The 19,415-nt window shown below is 65.9% G+C and carries 16 protein-coding genes; 7 read left to right on the forward strand and 9 right to left on the reverse strand.

The genetic code is table 11. The features are described from left to right. Positions 1 to 380: 380 nt before the first annotated feature. Entirely contained in the window at positions 381 to 1,697 is a 1,317-nt protein-coding gene (locus tag VT03_RS31425; RefSeq protein ID WP_075096663.1) for an amidohydrolase, read from the reverse strand. A 180-nt stretch (positions 1,698 to 1,877) separates the two neighbouring features. Between VT03_RS31425 and VT03_RS31430 the strand changes: the two genes are divergently transcribed. From VT03_RS31430 to VT03_RS31440, 3 genes are read left to right on the forward strand one after another with little or no spacing between them, the layout of a single operon-like run. Further along, positions 1,878 to 3,653 carry a hypothetical protein gene (locus VT03_RS31430; protein WP_156514914.1) on the forward strand — a complete coding sequence of 592 codons (1,776 nt, stop codon included), beginning with the start codon at positions 1,878 to 1,880 and terminating at the stop codon, positions 3,651 to 3,653. 48 nt (positions 3,654 to 3,701) lie between these two features. Beyond that, a complete protein-coding gene (locus VT03_RS31435) occupies positions 3,702 to 5,072 on the forward strand; it encodes a DUF1800 family protein (RefSeq protein ID WP_075096665.1) in 1,371 nt (456 codons plus the stop codon). A 57-nt stretch (positions 5,073 to 5,129) separates the two neighbouring features. Further along, positions 5,130 to 6,350, forward strand: a complete 1,221-nt coding sequence (locus VT03_RS31440) for a DUF1501 domain-containing protein (RefSeq protein ID WP_075096666.1) — start codon at positions 5,130 to 5,132, stop codon at positions 6,348 to 6,350. A 19-nt stretch (positions 6,351 to 6,369) separates the two neighbouring features. Here the strand turns inward: VT03_RS31440 and VT03_RS31445 are convergent, their stop codons facing one another. Further along, positions 6,370 to 7,185 (reverse strand): SGNH/GDSL hydrolase family protein, encoded by an 816-nt coding sequence (locus VT03_RS31445; protein ID WP_075096667.1) that lies wholly within the window; start codon positions 7,183 to 7,185, stop codon positions 6,370 to 6,372. Positions 7,186 to 7,233: 48 nt separating this feature from the next. Continuing rightward, entirely contained in the window at positions 7,234 to 7,506 is a 273-nt protein-coding gene (locus tag VT03_RS31450) for a WXG100 family type VII secretion target (protein ID WP_075096668.1), read from the reverse strand. Between the two features lie 458 nt (positions 7,507 to 7,964). Here VT03_RS31450 and VT03_RS31455 point away from each other — a divergent pair, with 458 nt between their 5' ends. Together VT03_RS31455 and VT03_RS31460 are read left to right on the forward strand one after the other, a co-directional pair. After that, on the forward strand, positions 7,965 to 8,828 hold the full coding sequence (locus VT03_RS31455) for a D-amino acid aminotransferase (RefSeq protein ID WP_075096669.1): 864 nt from the start codon (positions 7,965 to 7,967) through the stop codon (positions 8,826 to 8,828). Positions 8,829 to 8,901: 73 nt separating this feature from the next. After that, positions 8,902 to 9,855, forward strand: a complete 954-nt coding sequence (locus VT03_RS31460; protein WP_075096670.1) for an endonuclease/exonuclease/phosphatase family protein — start codon at positions 8,902 to 8,904, stop codon at positions 9,853 to 9,855. Positions 9,856 to 9,937: 82 nt separating this feature from the next. Here VT03_RS31460 and VT03_RS31465 read toward each other — a convergent pair whose 3' ends face one another. From VT03_RS31465 to VT03_RS31485, 5 genes are all read right to left on the reverse strand, one after another. Then, positions 9,938 to 10,789 carry an NAD(P)-dependent methylenetetrahydromethanopterin dehydrogenase gene (locus tag VT03_RS31465; RefSeq protein ID WP_075096671.1) on the reverse strand — a complete coding sequence of 284 codons (852 nt, stop codon included), beginning with the start codon at positions 10,787 to 10,789 and terminating at the stop codon, positions 9,938 to 9,940. A 123-nt stretch (positions 10,790 to 10,912) separates the two neighbouring features. Further along, a complete protein-coding gene (gene fae, locus VT03_RS31470; RefSeq protein WP_075096672.1) occupies positions 10,913 to 11,410 on the reverse strand; it encodes a formaldehyde-activating enzyme in 498 nt (165 codons plus the stop codon). Positions 11,411 to 11,885: 475 nt separating this feature from the next. Continuing rightward, positions 11,886 to 12,449 (reverse strand): DUF1802 family protein, encoded by a 564-nt coding sequence (locus tag VT03_RS31475; RefSeq protein WP_075096673.1) that lies wholly within the window; start codon positions 12,447 to 12,449, stop codon positions 11,886 to 11,888. Positions 12,450 to 12,479: 30 nt separating this feature from the next. Further along, on the reverse strand, positions 12,480 to 13,151 hold the full coding sequence (locus tag VT03_RS31480) for an HAD family hydrolase (RefSeq protein WP_075096674.1): 672 nt from the start codon (positions 13,149 to 13,151) through the stop codon (positions 12,480 to 12,482). 138 nt (positions 13,152 to 13,289) lie between these two features. Next, positions 13,290 to 13,994 (reverse strand): DUF1080 domain-containing protein, encoded by a 705-nt coding sequence (locus VT03_RS31485; RefSeq protein ID WP_075096675.1) that lies wholly within the window; start codon positions 13,992 to 13,994, stop codon positions 13,290 to 13,292. 336 nt (positions 13,995 to 14,330) lie between these two features. Between VT03_RS31485 and VT03_RS31490 the strand changes: the two genes are divergently transcribed. Beyond that, the gene (locus VT03_RS31490) at positions 14,331 to 15,986 is read left to right on the forward strand and encodes a tetratricopeptide repeat protein (RefSeq protein WP_156514915.1); all 1,656 of its coding nucleotides are present in this window, start codon (positions 14,331 to 14,333) and stop codon (positions 15,984 to 15,986) included. A gap of 404 nt (positions 15,987 to 16,390) precedes the next feature. Next, positions 16,391 to 17,302, forward strand: coding sequence for a response regulator (locus VT03_RS31495; RefSeq protein WP_075096677.1), 912 nt, complete (start codon positions 16,391 to 16,393; stop codon positions 17,300 to 17,302). 204 nt (positions 17,303 to 17,506) lie between these two features. On the opposite strand, the gene VT03_RS31500 is transcribed toward VT03_RS31495, so the two are convergent. Next, complete coding sequence (locus tag VT03_RS31500) at positions 17,507 to 18,844, reverse strand: Gfo/Idh/MocA family oxidoreductase (protein ID WP_075096678.1); 1,338 nt, start codon at positions 18,842 to 18,844, stop codon at positions 17,507 to 17,509. Positions 18,845 to 19,415: the final 571 nt, after the last annotated feature.

Genomic DNA, 19,415 nt, shown 5'->3' on the forward strand with positions numbered 1-19,415 from the left:
CCTTGCCGCCGGAGGCATTTTCGTCGCGGAACCGTGGGACACAACAGATGTCCCCTTTGTGGAACCGGCTATGAGGACTCCCTCAATCGACACCGCTGGCTTTGGAATCCCCGCGGATTGATGAGGGGGCATACGACACGATGTCCGCGTTTGGACACGCTCTCCTTCAGACATCTCTCGACGGCCAGGCCTCCGGCGGGCAAAGGGGCCTTGCCCCTCTGCACTCCCTACCAGGGCATCCGCCCTGGACCCGGTGGACGAATGGAATCGGATTGCGCGCCGGATGCCCGTCCGCCGGGCACGCTCACGGGGCATCAACCCCAGGATCGACCATCCCCTCTACCTTCAGTCTTCCGCCTTCGACCTCCCGCCTCAGCCAATCACTTCCGCACCGGCATCAACTCCCGAATCGCCGCCGCACTCGCCCGCACTCCCGTCCGCAACGAAGGCTCCGCATCCGGGTAATACTTCGACGAATGCAGATAAGGAGGCTTCCCCCCCTCTTCTCGGTAACCCGCCAACCGCTTCCCGTCGACGGTCCCCAACCGGAACATGAAAATCGGAATCCCGCCGGTCGCATACTCCCCAAAATCCTCCGCCCCCATCACCCGCTCCGCCGGCACCAGATTCTCCTTCCCAAACTCGATCGCAAACGCGTCCATCACCCGGGTCACCAGCCCCGGATCGTTGTGAACCGCCGCCGTCCCCTCGTCGAACGTCACCTCCGGAGCCGGCGCCCGGTGTCCGTCCGCGACCGCCTTCGCCTTCCGGGCAATCGCGTCCCGGAGCTTCTGCCGGATCTCCGGCGTGTAACTGCGGATCGTCAACTGCAGCCGGCAGCTGTTCGGAATGATGTTGTGCTTCGTCCCTCCATGAATCGACCCCACCGTCACCACCGCCTGGTCAAACGGCGAGACCTCCCGACTGACGATCGACTGCAGGTCCTGAACCACCTGCGCCGCCTGGAGAATCGGATCGATACAGACCTCCGGCCGCGATCCGTGCCCCCCCTGCCCCCTCATGACGATGTCGCAGCTGTCGGAATTGGCGAACGCATACCCCGGCCGATACCCGATCTTCCCCGCCTCCAGCTCGGAGTCGACGTGGAGCGCCACCGCGAACTGCGGCTTCGGGAACCGCGTATAGAGCCCGTCCTTCAGCATCGCGACCGCGCCATCCACCCGCTCCTCCGCCGGCTGGCCGATCAGCACCAGCGTCCCCTGCCACCGGTCGCGATGCGCGGCGGCATACCGCGACAGGCCGACGAGGTTCGTGATGTGGATATCATGCCCGCAGGCATGCATCGTCGGGACGGTCGTGCCGTCGTCATTCTTGCCGGTCGCCTGTGACGCGTAGGGCAGCCCCGTCTCCTCGTGGACCGGCAACCCATCCAGGTCCGAGCGGAACATAACCACCGGTCCGTCGCCGTTCTTGAGGACCGCCACGACTCCGTGGCCGCCGACCCCGGTCGTCACTTCGAAGCCGGCCGCTTTCAGCTCGGAGGCGAGGCGGGCCGCCGTCTTCTCCTCCTGAAACGACAGCTCCGGATGCTGGTGCAGCTCCTGGTAGACCTTCACCAGGCTCGGCAGCTCCTTCTCGATCCACGGATCGGCCTCGGCCCCCGGGACCGCGCTTCCGTTGCCCGCCACGAGCCACACTCCCAGAAACGCGGTCGCAAGTCCGAATCGGGACGCCATGCCAGTTCCTCGCACCAGTCGACGGTCATGCCAGTGAGCGCAATTCTCTGCCGGTCTGGAAGATAGCCCGGTCCTGTCCCCCGCTCCACGGCCGGCGACATCGAATCCCCTTGAAACCGTCACGAGGCCCGGCAGGTATTTGCTGCAGGTTTTCCCGTCGTGGCTCGCGGACTCGTCATCATGCTTCGCCTTCAAGCTCTGGGCTCCATCGTTCTGCTGCTGGGACTGGCCTGGAGCCCGGCCCGAGCCACGGCCGACGACCGGACCGGCCGGGACATCCTCCCCGCGACGAGCGTCGTCTTCGTCGAAATCGCGAAGCCGGCGGAGGTGATTCGCACGCTCACGACCCATCCGCTGCTGGCGGAAATTACCAAGCTCGATTCGTACGACAAGGCGATGGAAAAGACCGACCTTCTCGGTCTGCGGCTGGGGGTCGGCTTCGTCGAGTTCCAGCTCGGGATGGCCTGGAAGGATGCCCTCACGGCCCTGACCGAGGGGGGCATCTGGGCCTCGCTGAACGGACCGGAGATCGGAGACGTGGTGCTCGTGAAGGCGCGGGATGAGAAGACCCTCAACCGCATCCGCGACACGCTCCTCAAGCTCGCGCGGGACGACGCGAAGAACAAGGGGAAGTCCGAGCCGTTCGAGGAGGACGCTTACCGGGAAAAGACCGTCTACAAGACCAAGGGGGGCGGGTTCGCCACGATCGGTCCGTGGCTCGTCCTCGGGAACAAGCCGGAACTCGGCAAGTCGGTCCTCGACGTCCTGATCGACGGCACCTCAGAGGGCATTGCGAAGAACGAATCCTTCGCTGTTGCTCAGGCAAAGGTTCCTCCAACGGCGTCCGTCTGGGCCTTCACGAACATCGCCACGATCCGCGGTGCGGGAGTCGCTCCCAAGCTCTACTCCGGCCGCGCGGACGATCCCGGTGGGGAGATGCTGGTGGGGGGCATCCTGGACGTCCTCAAGACGGCGAACTTCTCGACGACAGTCCTGACCGTCGACGCGAAGACGATGTCGATCGAGATCGCTCTCCCCTTTGAAGCGGACAAGGTGAGCGAATCGCGGGAGTTCTTCTTCGGCCCGGGAGGGAACGGGCGGGCCCCCGCCCTGCCGCAGATCGACGGCCTGCTCTTCGGCCTCTCGAGCTACCGCGACCTCTCGCAGATGTGGCTGCGGGCCGGGGACCTCTTCGATGAAGGCATGAACGAGAAACTTGCCCAGGCCGACAGCCAGCTCACGACCCTGTTCTCCGGCAAAGACTTCGGCGAGGACATCCTCGGCGCGTTCGCCCCGCAGCTCCAGTTCGTGGCGATGCGGCAGACGTTTGGCGAAGCGGGCCCTGTCCCGGCGATCAAGCTTCCGGCCTTCGCCATCGCCTTCGAGATGAAGGATCCCGAGACGGCGCGGCGCGAGTTCAAGCGGATCTTCCAGAGCTTCGTCGGCTTCCTGAATGTGGTCGGAGCGATGAACGGCCAGCCGCAACTGGAGCTCGACATCGAGCGGGACAACACCCTCGAGCTCGTCTCGTCGTCGTACCTGCCGGAGAAGGACGAGGCGAAGTCGCAGCAGGCCCGGATCCAGTTCAACTTCTCGCCGTCGGTCGGCTTCCAGGGAAAGCGGTTCGTCCTCGCCAGCACCCGGACCATGGCGCGGGAGCTGGCGAAGGCGGCCGACGCCCCCGCCAGCGAGGTCAACACGCTGGTTGAGCTCAATGCGAGCGTGCTGAGGGAGGTCCTGAACGACAACCTCTCGCACCTCGTGTCGCAGAACATGCTCAAGGAAGGGGCGACGCGCGAGGAGGCGGAACTCAAGCTCGGAGACCTGCTCAAAATCCTCTCATTCTTCCGCGATGCCCGGCTCCAGCTCGGCGCGGGGGATGGACAGCTCCGCGCTCGTTTCCAGATCCAGATGCTCGAGCCCCCGGCCGCGGCTCCCGCCTCCTCGTCGAAGTGACTCCGCTGGCCCGAGCCGATCCCCCCCGCTGAACCGGTTTGGTGTGTCATGCCCCTCAACATCGAGACCGTCGATCCGGACTGGGCCTGGAAGGCCTACGTACCCGATGACGCCCAGCCCTGGTCCCGCGGCCGTGCGGCTCACCTCTTCCGGCGGGCCGGCTTCGGAGGCTCGGAGCCGGATCTGACCCGGGCCGTCGCCGATGGGCCGCGGGGCACGGTGGATCGCCTTGTGCATCCCTCACCGGCTTCCGCCGCGGAGACGGCCGACGCGGAGAGCCTGGGAGAGTCGGCACTCGCGGGGGGGAACGCCAAGTCGCTGGAGGCGTGGTGGCTGTACCGGATGCGGAACGCATCGGATGTTTTGCTGGAGAAGATGACCCTCTTCTGGCACGGCCACTTCGCCACGAGCGCCGACAAGGTGACCGATGCCCGGCTGATGTTCGAGCAGAACGAACTGCTCCGCCGGCACGCTCTCGGAAAGTTCGGACCGTTCGTGCAGGAGATCTCCCGCGATCCGGCGATGCTGATCTACCTCGATTCGGCCACGAACCGCAAGCAGCACCCGAACGAGAACTACGCCCGCGAGGTGATGGAGCTCTTCTGCCTGGGGGAAGGGGAATACAGCGAGACCGACATCCGCGAGCTGGCGCGGTGCTTCACCGGCTGGGAGATCAAGCGGGGGAAGTTCAAGTTCAACAAGTACCAGCACGACGAGGGGGAGAAGACCGTTCTGGGCGCCAGGAAGATCCGCGAAGGGGGCGAGGGAGTCGACGTGGTCCTGTCGCAGCCTGCCTGTCCGGAATTCCTCGTCCGAAAGCTGCTGCGGTTCTTCGTCTTTGACGACGTTGTGCCGCCCGATGCCCTGATCCAGCCGCTCGTCGAGGAGTTCCGGGCGTCCGATCTCGACGTCCGGACGCTCCTGGGCTGGGTCTTCGCCAGCAACCTCTTCTTCTCGCCGCTCGCCCTCTCCCGGAAGGTCCGGTCGCCGGTGGAGCTGGGGGTCGGTCTGCTCCGGGGCCTGGAGGCGACGACGAACCTGCAGGCCCTCGCCGAAGGGACTGCCCGCGTGGGGCAGGAGCTGTTCTATCCCCCGAACGTCAAAGGGTGGGACGGCGGCCGGACCTGGATCAACTCCTCGACACTCCTCGGCCGCGCGAACCTCGTGCGGCAACTCGTTCATAGCGACAAGACCCGTTTCGCCGGGGGAACGCTCGAAGAGCTCGTGGGGGGATGGAAGCTGAAGTCATCGGCGGAGATCGTGGCCCGGTGGTGCGACCTGCTGCTGGCCCGCGAGGTCGCGACAGAGACGCTGCGGCCAGTCGTGAGCCGGATCGACGAGAGCGGCGGAACACGGGAGCACCGGCTGCGCGAGGCGCTGTGCCTGCTCTGCACGATTCCGGAGTTTCAACTGGCGTAGACGTGCGGTCACGGCGCACGGGCAGGAATCCACGGCAGGTTTTCGAGAGGCAAGGCGATGTTCATCAATCGACGGCAGTTTCTGCGGAACTCGGCTCAGTACGGATCGCTGGTGGGGCTGGGCGCCTGGGCTCCGGACCTTCTCGTTCGCGCGGCGGCTGCGGCGGACGCGGCCCGAAGCGACGAGCGGATCCTGGTGGTGGTCCAGCTCACCGGCGGGAACGACGGGCTCAACACGGTCGTTCCGTACAAAGAGGACATCTACTACCGCGACCGCCCCAAGCTGGCGATCCCGGCCAAGGACGTTCTGAAGATCGGCAACGACCTCGGTTTCCATCCCGCTCTCCAGCCTCTGGCCCGGCTGCTGGAGGCGCGGCAGGTCTCGGTCATTCAGGGGGTCGGTTATCCCGATCCGAACCGGTCGCACTTCGAGTCGATGGACATCTGGCACACCTGCCAGAGGAAGACCGACCGCCGGACCGAGGGTTGGCTCGGGAAGTACCTGGAGGCGACTCACGGGGACGACACGTCGGCGATGCATATCGGCGGCGGAAAGCAGCCCTTCGCGCTCACAGCCGATCACGTTCGCGTTCCCTCGGTGCAGTCGCTCGATCAGTTCCGGCTCGACGTGAAGGAGTCAGGCGGCCTCGCGACGGTCCAGAAGCTCGCCTCCGCGCCGCGGTCCGGCGAGGACGACCTGCTGGGCTTTCTCCAGACCAGCACGTCGTCGGCCCTCGATGTCAGCGAGCGGCTCCAGCAGATCGCGTCCCGTCCGGCGTCGGGCTCGAAGTATCCGGAGGCGGAGCTCTCCCGGAAGCTGCAACTGGCGGGACAGCTCATCGCGTCGAACTTCCCGGCCCGGATCTACTATGTCGAGCTGGACGGGTTTGACACCCACTCCCAGCAGGCCGCGGCGCATGCGGGGCTTCTGCGGCAGCTGGGCGAGGCGATCGAAGCGTTCATGGGGGACCTCAAGACGCAGGGGAACCAGGAGCGCGTCCTGACGATGGTCTTCAGCGAGTTCGGCCGCCGGCTGGCCGAGAACGCCAGCGAGGGGACCGACCATGGTGCGGCCGCGCCGGTCTTTCTCGTCGGGGCGGGGGTGAAGCCCGGATTGCTGGGACGGCATCCGAGCCTGACCGATCTGGACCAGGGGGACCTCAAGCATCACACCGATTTCCGGCAGGTGTACGCCACGGTGCTGCAGTCGTGGCTCAAGACCGACAGCGCGTCGCTGCTGAACGGCCCGTTCAAACCGCTTCCCGCCCTGGAGGCGTAGGCCCCGTGCCACCCCCCGTTCAGGGGCCGATTCTCGCCGCAATCGCCTCGCCGAGGTGACGGGCTCCGGCCGAGGAGAGATGCAGTCCGTCGGTCGTCGCACCGTCGCGGAAGATCGTGTGGGAGACGATCCGTTTGCTGATCAGGGCCGCTCCGTGTCGCTGGGCCAGCCGTCTCTGGGCTCCGCCGTAGAGATGGCCGAACGGGACGAGCGGGAGTTCGACGACGTAGACCGTTCGTTCCCGGCGGGCGACCTTGGCGAGGAGTCGGTCGAGACGGGACGCGAACTCCTCGAACGATGTCCCCCCCAGGATGTCGTTGCCTCCCAGGAAGATGATCACCGACTGGCAGTCGTCAGGGATGTCAGCCGCCTGGACGATTCCGTCGGCGAGTCGAGCTCCGGGAGTGGCCAGGTTCAGGATGTGTCGTCCCGCGCCGGCGAGGGCGTCGGTCCAGGTGGCGTTGTCTCCCTCGTACTGAGCTGTGAGGGAGTCGCCGAGGATCGCGACAGAGTGATCTGGAGCGAGCCGGGGGAGTCGGCGGAGAAGCGTCTGCACTTCGCTGCCGACGCAGACGAGGGTGACCGCCGCGAGCAGGATGGTGGGGCGCTGGCTGGTGCCGCGGCGGAACCAGTAGACGAGTGCCATCCCCCAGCTCAGGTAGAGGAGGGGCGGGAGCGGCGTGGAGGAGAGGAGGATGACGATGAGGCTGGCGAGAACCAGCATCGTGGCGAGTTGGGGCCGTCCGGCGCGGCCGTACCAGACCCCCAGGAGCAGAAGAACGGCGCCGGAGAAGAGGGCGTCTCCGCTCGCAAAGTGGTCGACCAGAACCCGCATGCCCGATGACGTTCGGTTGGAGGGGCGATTCCCGGAATCGCCGGTAGCCTAGCGCTGCTGGAGGTATTCTTCCAGCCGCTCGGCTTTGCGGACGAGGTAGGGAATGTGCTGGTTGTTGACCTCGATGAAGGCGCCCAGCAGGCGGAGGTGTTCGCGGAACTGTTCGGCGAACTTGGCGTTTTCCTGGTCTCGCCAGGTGGTGCTGAGGGCTTCGAGTTGACCGGCGAGGATCTGGGCCTGATCAGCGATGGTGGTGTTGAATTGTTTGAGTTTGAGGGCGAAAGCCCGGAGTTCTTCGGGGTTGGCGATTGCCTGGGCCATGTCGACCTCGTGGGGTGTGTTTTATTCATGATACGGACGCCGCCCGGGAAACCAACAAGCGGCGTCGGGAATGCTTAAACGCCGCCTCTCCCACCGGGGTCCAGGGGGTACCCCCTGGTGGGGAGTGCAGAGGGGCAACGCCCCTTTGCCCGCCGGAGGCCCGGCCGTCGAGAGATATCTGAAGGACGGAGTATCCAAACGCGGACATCGTGCCGTCTGCCACCTCACCAACCCGCTGCTACCACAAAGCGGGCATCCGTCGTTTACCACGGTTCCTCACAGGAATGCCTCCGGCGGCAAGGGGGCGAGGCCCCCTTGACCCCAGCTGCCGTGGCACGTTGGGTTTGAGCGTCGGACGCCGCGCCGGCAAGCACGTTGTTCGACCGGCTCGCCTCCCGTACGTCGGATCGCGTATCCTTGAAACCACCTATCCCGTCCCTCAACACCACACATCCGTGATGCAAGAACCGCTCGCCAACTGGAATGGTTCCGAACTCCCGCTCAGCGAAGTTCGCGTCTCGGTCCTCGACCGCGGCTTCCTGTTCGGCGACAGCGTCTACGAGGTCCTTCGCGTCTACCACGGCCGCCCGTTCCTCGAACGGGAACACATGGACCGCCTCCGCGAAAGCCTCAAAGAACTCCGGCTCTCCATCGACTGCGCCCGCCTCGAAACCCGCGTCCACGAGACCCTCCAGCACAGCCGGGTTACTGACGGCCTCATCTACATCCAGGTCACCCGCGGCGAAGCCCCGCGGATGCACCACTTCCCCAAGCCGACGCCGACCCCCAACGAACTGATCTGGGTCAAAGACCTGGGAGGCGACCCGCTCGCCTCGCTCCGCGGCAAGGGAGCCACCGCCATCCTCGTCGAGGACCAGCGCTGGAAGCGGTGCGACATCAAGTCCACCAACCTCCTCGCCAACTGCCTCGCCGCCCAGGATGCCCATGAAGCGGGCTGCGAAGAGGCGCTCCTCGTCGCGGACGACGGCACCATCACGGAAGGCTCGCACACCAGCGTCTTCGGCATCGCCCGCGGCCACCTGCTGACCGCGCCGCTCGAAGCGAACATCCTCCCCGGAATCACGCGAGGCCTCGTCCTCGACCTCGCCGAAGCGGCCGGCATCCCGTGCGAAGAACACGCACTCACCCGCAACAATCTCTGGGAGATCGACGAGCTGTTCGTCACCGGCACGACCGCGGAGGTCCTGCCGATCATCGAAGTGGACCAGCGTCCGATCGCGGGGGGACACCCCGGACCGATCACCAAGCGTCTGGAAGCGGCCTATCGGGCGGAAGTCGAACGTGTCTGCCGCCCCCACTGAGCCTCACCCCTCCACCCAGTCGCCCGCCACAGTGCCCGTTCAGACAGCGACAGAGGCGGAGCGGACTTCTCTCTTGGTCCGGATCGTCATCCGGTGGTGCCGGCTGATTGTCCTGGCAGGGTTTCTGCCACCGATCGGCTGGATCGCCGGGCGGTACTGGTGGCCCATCGACCTACTGTCGCACTTTCCGTTTCAGGCGATCCTCGGTTTGAGCGTCGCGCTCCTGGCGGCGATCTGTCTCCGCCGCGGGCGGCTCGCCGCGGCGGTCAGCGTTCCCCTGACGGTCAATCTCCTGGCGATCGCCAGCCTCTCCTGGCCAGCCGCGGCGGTTCAGGCGGACGGCCCGCGGCTGAAGATCTGCTCCGCAAACGTCCATGTCGACAACATGGACGCCGCTCCGCTGCTGGAATGGCTCCGCCGCGAGAAGCCGGATGTTCTCTACATCTCGGAGCTGACGCCGAAGTACGACGCCGCGGTCCGGGCTTCCGGACTGTTTGCGTTCGCGTTCAGCCGGTCGGAGCTCGACAGCCCGTGGGGGGCGGCTCTCTACAGCACCCGCCCGCTGGAAGAGGCGCGGTTCCTGCCCCGGTCGTTCGGCTGCCCCACCATGGTGGCCCGGATCGATGTCGAAGGAACTCCGCTCCTGATCGCCGGAGCCCATCCCGTCCCGCCGGCCGGGCCGCGATTCACCCGGCTAAGGGACGAGCTTCTGGCGGAGACCGCCGGAGAGCTGCGCGGCCGGACGGAGCCGGTGGTCCTCTGCGGGGACTTCAACGCGACCCCGTGGTCGTATGCATTCCGCGATCTGCTTTCCGTCGCCCGGCTTCGAGATGGTCGCCAGGGGTATGGATTCAAAGCGACGTGGCCGCAGGGGAACGCGCTCCTGTCGATCCCCATCGACCACGTTCTGGTCTCCGAGACGATCGCCGTGCGGGACTTCCGGGTCGGCCCAGCGGTCCGCTCGGATCACTTCCCGGTGATTTCGGAGATCCAGCTTGCGCGTCCGGCGGGTGGTCGCGCGGACTGAGAATCACGGTTGGGATTCGCCGGGCGACGCGGGTTCAGGTTTGATGCCGCCGCGTGCTGGCTCATCTCGCGGAGCGAGATGGCTACAGAGTCTTTGCGATCTCGTAGATCGCGGCGGTGTCGAGGATCGCGTCGTTCGACTCGAACAGCTTCTGCACCGCGGCCCGATGGATCTTCATCTTCGTCCCACCGACCCCGATCGCTCCGTAGCGGATCGTCCCATCCTTCGACACCGCCTTGTCGGTGATCCCGATCCCCCCCAGTCCCGCCGGCGCGACGGCGTTGAGGTCGATCGCGACCTGCAGGGCCTTCGATCGCGACCAGGTCGCTTCGTCAAAGAATTCGACGCCTGCCGCTCCTGCCGCGATGACGAACTGCGCCCCTTCCAGAGCCGCCAGCGCTTCGTCCCCCAGACCGCAGGGCGAGACCTTACCCTCCGGGACCACCTTACGAATCGCGGCGCAGGTCGCTTCCGCGCGGTCCTTGGACCGCGAGCTGACATGGACCGTGGCGCCGAGGCTGGCCAGGATCTGGGCGGCGCGGTGGCCGACCGGGCCCGTCCCGCCGAGGATCACCGCCGTCGTGTGTCCTGGATCGAGGTGCCGGGCCGCTGCGCGGACAGCCGCCGCCGCGGTCGTGTTGGACCCGTTCGAGTCCATCATCACCGAGACCCGGATCGGGCCGAAGAACAGCTTTGTGACCTTCTTGAGGAGCGCCTCGCCGGCTTCGACCTGGCTCCCGCCGATGAAGATCGCCGTGTTCTTGAGGTCGCCGGGGCCGCGGGTGAACATGGCCCCGTGGACGAGCCCGGTGACGTTGTCCGGCGTCACTCCGCCGTAGCTGAAGAGTTCCTCCGCCCCGGCGTCGATGGCGACGACGCGGTCGAAGGTGCTCGGATGCGGGTCCGTGTCGAGCTGGATCAGGATCGTCTTCACGTGCGGCTCCGCGGAGAGAGTGACGGGGCAGAGGTCGGGAACGCAACAACCCGGCCGTGGGTACGACCGGGTTGTGACGACGCGATGGGTTCTGACGGGACCGCGGTGGCGGTCCGGCCGCGATCAGGCGTTGTAGAACGGGTGCTTGGCGGCGGCCTTCTTGGCGAGCATTTCGGAAGCGCTCGGTTCGTTCTTCATGGCCCGGGCGATCGAGAGCTTGGTCGCCTCGTAGTTGTACTGGAAGATCTTCTTTTCATCTTCGGCCATCCAGTGGATGAACACGCCGCAGATGATGACGAGCTTCTCGGCCTGGTCCTTCGGAATGATGCCGGCTTCGACGCTGTCGGCGACTGCCTTGGCGACGGCGTACTGGGCGGGGCCGAACATCTGGGCGGCCTGCTTGCCTCCCTTGATGGTGACCTTGGTGATCATGACCGTGGCCGGCTTGACGGCGAGGTTCGGCTCGAGGACGGCGAGCAGGTTGCTGTGGCCGTGGGACTGGTTCGAGAGGGCGTTGGCAAACGCCACGCCGGCGGGCCCGTCCTTGTCCCCGATGATGAGGTCGATGTGGGCGACTTCATTGCCTTCGCCGACCAGAGCTTCGCCGATGTTGAACGCCATTGAACTTCTCCCCGAAAGATATCTGTATCTGTCTGACCAGAGACCGAGTGATATCAACGGCTTCTTGAATTTTCCACCGCGTGCGCGGGGGCCGGTTCGAGAATTTGCAAGCGATTCCAAACGGGGAGGAACGGCCTATTCCGCTGGCTCGAAGGACGTACTTGCCGGCACAGCACTGTCAGCTCAAGCCCAACGTGCCACGGCAGCCTGGGGTCAAGGGGGCCACGCCCCCTTGCCGCCGGAGGCGCTTCTGTGAGGAACCGTGGTAAGCAACGGACGTCCCCTTTGTGGTACCAGCGTTGAGGACTCACCGCTCGCTTTGCAATCCCCGCGGGTTGGTGAGGGGGCATACGGTACGGTGTCCGCGTCTGGATACGCCCTCCTTCAGACATCCCTCGACGGCCAAGCCTCCGGCGGGCAAAGGGGCGTTGCCCCTCTGCACTCCCCACCAGGGTGCCCCTGGACCCGTTTGGCTTCAGTTCTCCGCCGGAGGTGCTTCAGAACGGGAAACCGGAGCCAATCCCTCCGTATCAAGCTCCGTCTCCAGCGGCACCCAACTATGACACCCCGCATACTGCGGCCGCTCCTCCAACCAGTGCGGACTCGCCCGCACGAACACCTCGACCGTCACGACAAACAGCCCGGGCTTGCGATAGTGAAACCGGTCCCGCACCGTCTGCTCCGACAGGATCTGCTCCGGAACCCGCCGCAGCACCGCCTCCTCCGACTCCGCATACTCAACTTCGCGCACAACCGCATAGACATCGAGCGGAATCTGCCCCATCGGCGGGACCGGAACCGACGGCAGCTGCTCCGCGACCTCAACCCGGATGTGGTCGTCCGACTGATGGAACTGCGTCGGATAAAGCCAGAACTCCGAGTGCTCAATCCGGAAGCCCCCCGGCCCTTCGGCGATCCCCCCCTTGCGGAGGAGGATCGTCTGCGTCCCCTGTCGCAGGGCCTCCGTGACGATCGCCCACTCTTTGAGGGCCCACTGGTTCGACGCAAGCGTGGGAGCAGGCGCGGGTGCGGACGTCACGGCACGACCTCCTCTCTCGAAACCGCGGCGCTACTTCGTCGCCGCGGAGCCGATCAGGGACAGGATCTTGGGGTCCGCCAGGCTGCTGGCGACCGCCTTGGCACGCGAAAAATCCATATGTTCACTGTGAGCGTGCGGGACCGAGATAATGTGCGCTCCCGCCTCCGCCGCCGCGTTGGTCCCCGCCTCGCTGTCCTCCAGGACCAGCATCTCGTGCGGCGCGACACCGATCCGCTCCGCCGCCGTGAGATAAATCTCCGGGTGCGGCTTCCCGTGGGTGACGTCTTCCGCCGTGAGGGTCATCTGGAACCGGTCAAACAGTCCGAACCGGCCGAGCATCCGTCCCAGGTACTCCCGGTCCGACGACGTCGCGACCCCCTTGGGGAGCCCCGACCGCTCGATGTGGTCGAGCAGGTCGGTGAGGCCCGGCATCAGGCCGAGGTGCTCATCGAGGAACGAGTCGAAGATCTGCCACGACTCCGTGGCCAGCGCCTCGATCGTCTCCTCCAGCTCCATGAACTGCTTCATGGCGGCGAACGACTCATTGGCCCGGCGCCCCATCATCAGGGCGAACAGCTCCTTGGTCGCGATCTTGTTCCGGCGGCGGAGCAGCTCCGTCCCGGTCATGTGGAACACATCCTCCGTGTTGATCATCAGGCCATCGAGATCAAACACCACCGCACGAATCTTCGGACTCGACACAATCCCTCTCCGGTGCCGACCCCGCTCCGGTTCGCCGCGGGACCATCCCGTTCGAACCGGAAGTGCCGGCACATGGCAAAGCCTGGCTCCGCCGGGTTTCTGAGACGCTGCGGCATTGCCGGTCGTCCCGCCCGCGGCCTACTCCGCCTGCTCCTTGTTGATCGTCTTGACTTCCTCCGCCGACAACTCGCGGACCTTGAAGTCCTTGATCGCTCCCGTGGTGCGGAACGTCGCCACCCCCAACGGGACGCACGGCTCGACTTCGATCCGGATGCTGATCTTCTTGTCTTCCGTTTCGACGTTCACGATCCGATGGTCGTCGACCCACGCCGCGATCCGGCCGTCAATCACGACCAGCCGGATGGCGTACCACTTCTTCTTTTCGAACTCGAAGTACCCGGTCGTCTCGTTCTCCGAGGCGTCGTAACCGTTGAGGCTCGACAGGCCGACCACTCCCCCGCCCCAGCCCCCCAGAACGAGCGAGCAGGGATCCTTCTTGACCGGGAACGTCAGGGCGCAGAAGAAGTCGTCCCCTTCCACCCGCTGCGCCATGAGGCGCATCTCGTAGTTGATCTTCGGAATCGCCTCCCCGCTCCAGACGATCCCGCTCAGCGGCTCACCCTTGCCGATCACGAGCAGCCCGTTATCGACCTTGGCAGTCCCGCCGTGGCCGAACTCCGCCGTCTTCCAGTCCTTCAGGGTCTTTCCGTCAAAGAGCGACCGCCACTTTTCCTGGGCGGCTGCCGCCGGAGCGGCGGGCTTGTCCTCCCCGAAGCTCAAGCCCGGAACGAGCGCGGCGGTGAGCGTCGTCAGAAGAAACTCTCTGCGGCCAAGGTCCGCCATGATCGGCTCCTCAACGGTGGGGGGAGGGGGGAAATCCGGAGTGGAAATCGGCGGGAGGGTCGAAGGCCCATTGTGGAGAGAGGAGACGGGAGTGGGTAGCGAGCGGTCGTGTCTTTATGCCAATTCCGCGTCGGGAACGAAACCGGATGTCCGTGCCCGAGATCATGAAGGCCGCTTCATGGAATGTGTTACGGATTTGCCGTCCTTCGGGCTCTCCGTCATGATGGCTGTTTTCGGCCGGACGGCCGAGAGAGAGGGGCAGCAGCCGGTTTCGGCCGGTCCGTCTCCTCTCAGTTCCTTACCGATTCGATCCGCCGCGCGATCTCCTTTCCTTTCATGTCCAATTCCTCCCCTTCCCCCTCGCCGCCCCAGGATTCGCTGGAAGTTAACCCCCTTCGACGGCTCTGGTGGGGGCTGGGAGCCGCCGCCGTGGTGCTGCTCGGCATCTACTTCTTCGCCCCGCGAGCCAGGACCGGGCCCGGGACGGCCAAGACGGCAACGAAAGCGGAGTGGGACGACGCCCGCTGCGATCGCGTCCTCGCCGACGCCTATCGCGGACTCGCCCCCGATCGCCTGGGGATTTCCTCGTCCGAGGACACGATCCTCCGCGACCTGAACCAGTGGGCGGAACGCTGCGGGGGGAAGAACGCCGTCCGCACTGCGACCGACGGAATTGCCAATCTGGTGTCCGAGAAGGGGCTGGAAGACACGACGTCGGATCGGTTCCAGCGCCGCGATGCCCAGCACATCCGATCGGCTCTTCTGCTCCAGCAGATCGTCGAACGGATCGCCCCGAAGAAGGCCCCGGATTCGGAGCGGGCCCGCGTTCTGTTCCAGTATCTGATGCGTCAGGTGCAGCTCCGCCCGGCGGCGTTCCCGGACCCGCCCGCCTTCACGCCTTTCGACTGTCTCGTCTACGGCGAAGGGACGGCCCTTGAGCGGGCCTGGCTGTTCGTTGAAGTCCTGCGGCAGCTCCCGATCGACGCCGTGATTCTGACGACCGAGGAGGACAAGGAGGGGGCGTTTCCGATCGTCGGCGTCCTGTCTCCCGAGGAAGGGTGCCTGCTGTTCGACACCGGGCTCGGACTTCCCGTCCCGGCGGACCTGGCAACCGACGACGCCTGGCTGGTTTCGAAGGTGGCGGACTACAAGGAGGCCGTCGATCGGCCCGAACTGTTCCGCCAGCTCGACACCGAAGGATTGCCGTACATCTGGACGTCCGACCGGCTCAAGACCGCCAAGGTCTGGCTCGTCGGGAACAGCAGCTGGTGGTCGCCCCGGATGGCGAACCTCCAGTTCCAGCTTCAGCCGATTGTCCGCGTCACGCTGTCCGAGCCGCTCGTCGCTCCCGGGAAAGACCAGAAGGGCTATCGCGACCGCGTCGCGGAGTTCCAGGGGGGAGCCTTCGAAGGGAGCCGGATCGCCGTCTGGCCGGTTCCGGAAGAGCGGTTCCTGGCCGCCGCGGACGTCCCCAAGAGCCGGTACTGGGCTGCTCTGCAGCGAGTGTTCAACGGCCCCACCATCGTTCAGCTGCAGAAGGTTGGCAATCAGCAACAGGAGGTCGAGGCCCTGAGCAACCGACCCCTCAAGCTGATCCGCGTCTGGCAGCTCGAGAACCGGGAGGAGACGCGCCGCGGCTACCTGTCGATCCGCAATGCCCCTTCCCTGATTCCGAGCCCGGAGAACAACGCCGCGGCCCAGTTCGCCACGTTCTGGGTCGGACTTTCGCAGTTCGAGGAGGGGAGCCTGCAGTCGGCGCAGGAGACGCTGGTGGACTACATCCGCATCAACACGGAGGCGATCCGCGCCGAATCCGCCCTGCTGCTGATTGCGGAGACCCTGGTGATGGAGAAGGATCCCCGCGCCCTGGAGACGTTGAAGACCATCGGGAACCCCGCCCAGCCGCTGCGAAACGCGATCCTGCTCCGCCATTGGAGCCGGCTCCTGAAGCCGGCCGAAGCGGGGGCGGCGGGGAAGTCGGCCGCGGAATAACCCCCGGATTCTTGGAAATTCGGCGGGAACGAGTCCGTTCACCTGATGCCGCTCCGACTCGCGCCCCCTCTTAGCCGGGGTCCAGGGGCTCGCCCCTGGTGGGGGATGCAAGGGGGCCTGTGTTGTTTTCTCGGCCCCCTTGCCCGCCGGAGGCCTGGCCGTCGGACACTGTCTGAAGCGCGCCGTGTCCAAACGCGGACATCGTGTCGAATGTCCCCTCACCAACCCGCGGGGTCTGCAAAGCCAGCGGTGTGGTCTGAGGGAGGCCTCTTACGCCGGTTCAGCTACAACCATTCGGCGAATGCGCAGGGCTTGAAGTCGCCCCGGAACCCGCTTGGAGAGGGCCTGGAGAGCTGCTAAACTGCAGCTGCAGGCGAGCGCTCACGTCTTCTGCGGAGCGGGGAATGATCAGAATACTCGTCGTCGACGACTCGGCGGTGGACCGCCGGCTGGCGGGGGGATTGCTCGAACGGACCGCCGAGTGGCGTCCGGAATATGCGTGCGACGGCCAGGAGGCGATCGAGATCGTTCGCCGGTCCTGTCCCGACGTCATCCTGACCGATATCCAGATGCCGGCCATGAACGGTCTGGAGCTGGTCCGGCTGGTGAAGTCCGAAGCGCCGCACATTCCCGTCATCCTCATGACGGCCCAGGGGAGCGAGCTCACCGCCGTCCGGGCGCTCGAGGAGGGGGCTGACAGCTACGTCCCCAAGCGGCAGCTCGGCGAGCTGCTTGCCGACACGATCGACCGCGTCCTGCTCCTGGCGGGCGAAGTTCGGAACCGTCAGTCGCTGGCCCGCTGCCTGCGATCGATGCGGTGTTCGTTCGTCATGAACAACGATCCCGCCCTTCTCAGCTCGCTGGTGGCCCACCTGCAGGCCCTGCTGCGGGACATGAACCTCTTCTCGGAGAGCGAGCGGCTGCGGATCGGCGTCGCCCTGGAAGAAGCGCTCCTCAACGCCGCGTACCACGGCAACCTGGAGGTCAGCTCCAAGCTGCGGGAGATCGATCATTCGACCTTCTACGAACTCGCCCGCCAGCGGATGGACACCGCCCCCTACCGGGAGCGGCGGATCTACGTCGACGTCGAGCTCACTCCCCACCAGGTCGAGTACGTGATCCGGGACGAGGGTCCCGGCTTTGACGTGAGAACGCTCCCCGATCCGACGGACCCCGAGAACCTGGAGCGTCCCTGCGGGCGCGGCCTGTTGCTGATGCGGACCTTCATGGACCAGATTGCCTACAACGAACGGGGCAATCAGGTGACTATGGTCAAACGCAACGGTGCCCATCTGATGAAGCTCGCGGCCGAGTAAATCGACGGGGCTCCGTTCTCCCGCAGCTCTTTCCGAACACGCGATCCCATCCGCCTGCGCGGCCGTGTTGGATCGGTGCGGATCCATCGTTCCCGCTGGCGGACGTCGTCCCCCGCTCCAGCCATCAGCGCAACGAAAAACTCCCGGGATGGCGGGCATCCCGGGAGTTTCGTGGGTCAGCAGGTTGTCGACCTCAGTCGGCGATCAGGCGAGCGGAGCGCCCCACTGGCCGCGGTACTCCTTGTTGACGATCTTCTGCAGTTCGGGATGGCCGACCGCTTCGAGCTTCTCGGCGTTCCACTCGATCTTCGGGCTCTCCCCTTCGGCGGCGGCGAAGACCGCCAGGTTGCCGAGGAGGATCGTTTCGGTCAGCGGGCCGGCGTAGTTGGCGAAGTTCGACATCGCGCTCGCCCGCTTGCCGAGGATCGTCTCGTGGAACTCGGTGAAGTGGCCGGGGGACTTTTCCCACTCCACGTCCGGCAGGTCGACCGGCTTCCCCTTGTCGAGGACCACGAACTCTCCGCCGTAGTCGCCGGCGCTGTACAGCGTGTACTTCTCGCCGACGATGATCGCGCCGCTATTCCCCTTGAACTTGTAGTCGCCGAGCATCGGCTGGTAGTCCGGCTTGTTGCCGCCGTCATACCACCACACCGGGACGATGTTGTCCCCCTTCTTGAACTCGAAGCGGATCTTCGACTTCTGCGGGTAGCTGTCGCGGTTGTGACCGGTCGTCCAGGCCTGGATCGAGGTCGGGTTGGCGAGGCCGACGCCGGCGAAAGGCAGGTTGAAGGTGTGGCAGGCCATGTCGCCGAGGGCGCCGGTCCCGAAGTCCCACCAGCCGCGCCAGGCGAACGGATGGTATCCCGGGCCGTAGTCCCGCTCGGGAGCGGGGCCGAGCCACAGGTCCCAGTCGAGGTTCTTCGGCACTTCGGCCTTCGGCGGACGGGGACCGCCCTGGGCCCAGACCGGACGGTTGGTGATGACGTGGACTTCCTTGATCGCCCCGATGAAGTCCTTCTTGAGGAGGGCGGCCGCCTTCCGGAGAGCGGGCTCGGAGGTCCCCTGGTTCCCCATCTGCGTGGCGAGCTTCTTCTCTTCGGCGATCTTGGCGAGCTTGCGGGCTTCCCAGACGGTGTGGGTCAGCGGCTTCTGGCAGAAGCAGGCCTTGCCCATCTTCATCGCCATGGCGGCGGCCGGGGCGTGGTGGTGGTCCGGCGTCGAGACCGTCACGGCGTCGATCTTGTCGCCGAGCTTGTCGAGCATTTCGCGGTAGTCGGCGAACCGCTGGGCGGCTTCGAAGCCCGGAACCTTGATGCGGGCCTCGCGGCGGTCGCTGTCGACGTCGCAGAAGGCGACGATCGTGCCGTGCGCGGCGGCGTCCTTCGAGTCGCTGTCCCCCTTGCCCCCGATCCCGATGCAGGCGTACTGGACCTTTTCGTTCGGCGACTTGGAGTCCTCACCGAAAGACCGGTTCTTTCCGACAAAAACGCCGGCCCCGATGGCGGCGGTGGTCTGCAAAAAACGACGACGTGAACTGGCCATTCTTGTTCCTCAATAGTTGGACGGCACGCCCCTGGCGAGGCGGGGACCTGTTGGTCTTTCCGCGGAGCGGCGTGCGCCAGCGCTCCGCACGGCGCCAGACTAATCAACATTCGTTCAAATTTCACGCGCGCTTGCCGGCGGCTTGCGCGGGGCCGATCTCCGCCCTCTGAGTGGGCTTCGGCGAAGAGTGGTCGGTGAAGGGAGCTCGGTCGCGAACCGCGTCCCAGCCGGCACGGCTCCCATAGCTCAAGCCCAACGTGCTACGGCCATTGGGGGCAAGGGGGCCTCGCCCCCTTGCCGCCGGAGGCACTTCCATGAGGAACCGTGGAAAACAACGGACGTTCCCTTTGTGGTACCAGCGTTGAGGACTCCCCCACACCACACCGCTCGCTTCGCAATCCCCGCGGGTTGGTGAGGGGCATACGGCACGTTGTTCGCGCTCGGACACGCACTCCTTCCGACCGTGTCCGACGAGGCGGCCTCCGGCGGGCAAAGGGCTAAGAAAACAGCACGGGCCCCTCCGCACTCCCCACCAGGGTCCCCCTGGACGCGGTAGTCGGCGGGGCGCGAC

The sequence above is a fragment of the Planctomyces sp. SH-PL14 genome (genome assembly GCF_001610835.1).
Classification (GTDB): Bacteria; Planctomycetota; Planctomycetia; order Planctomycetales; family Planctomycetaceae; genus Planctomyces_A.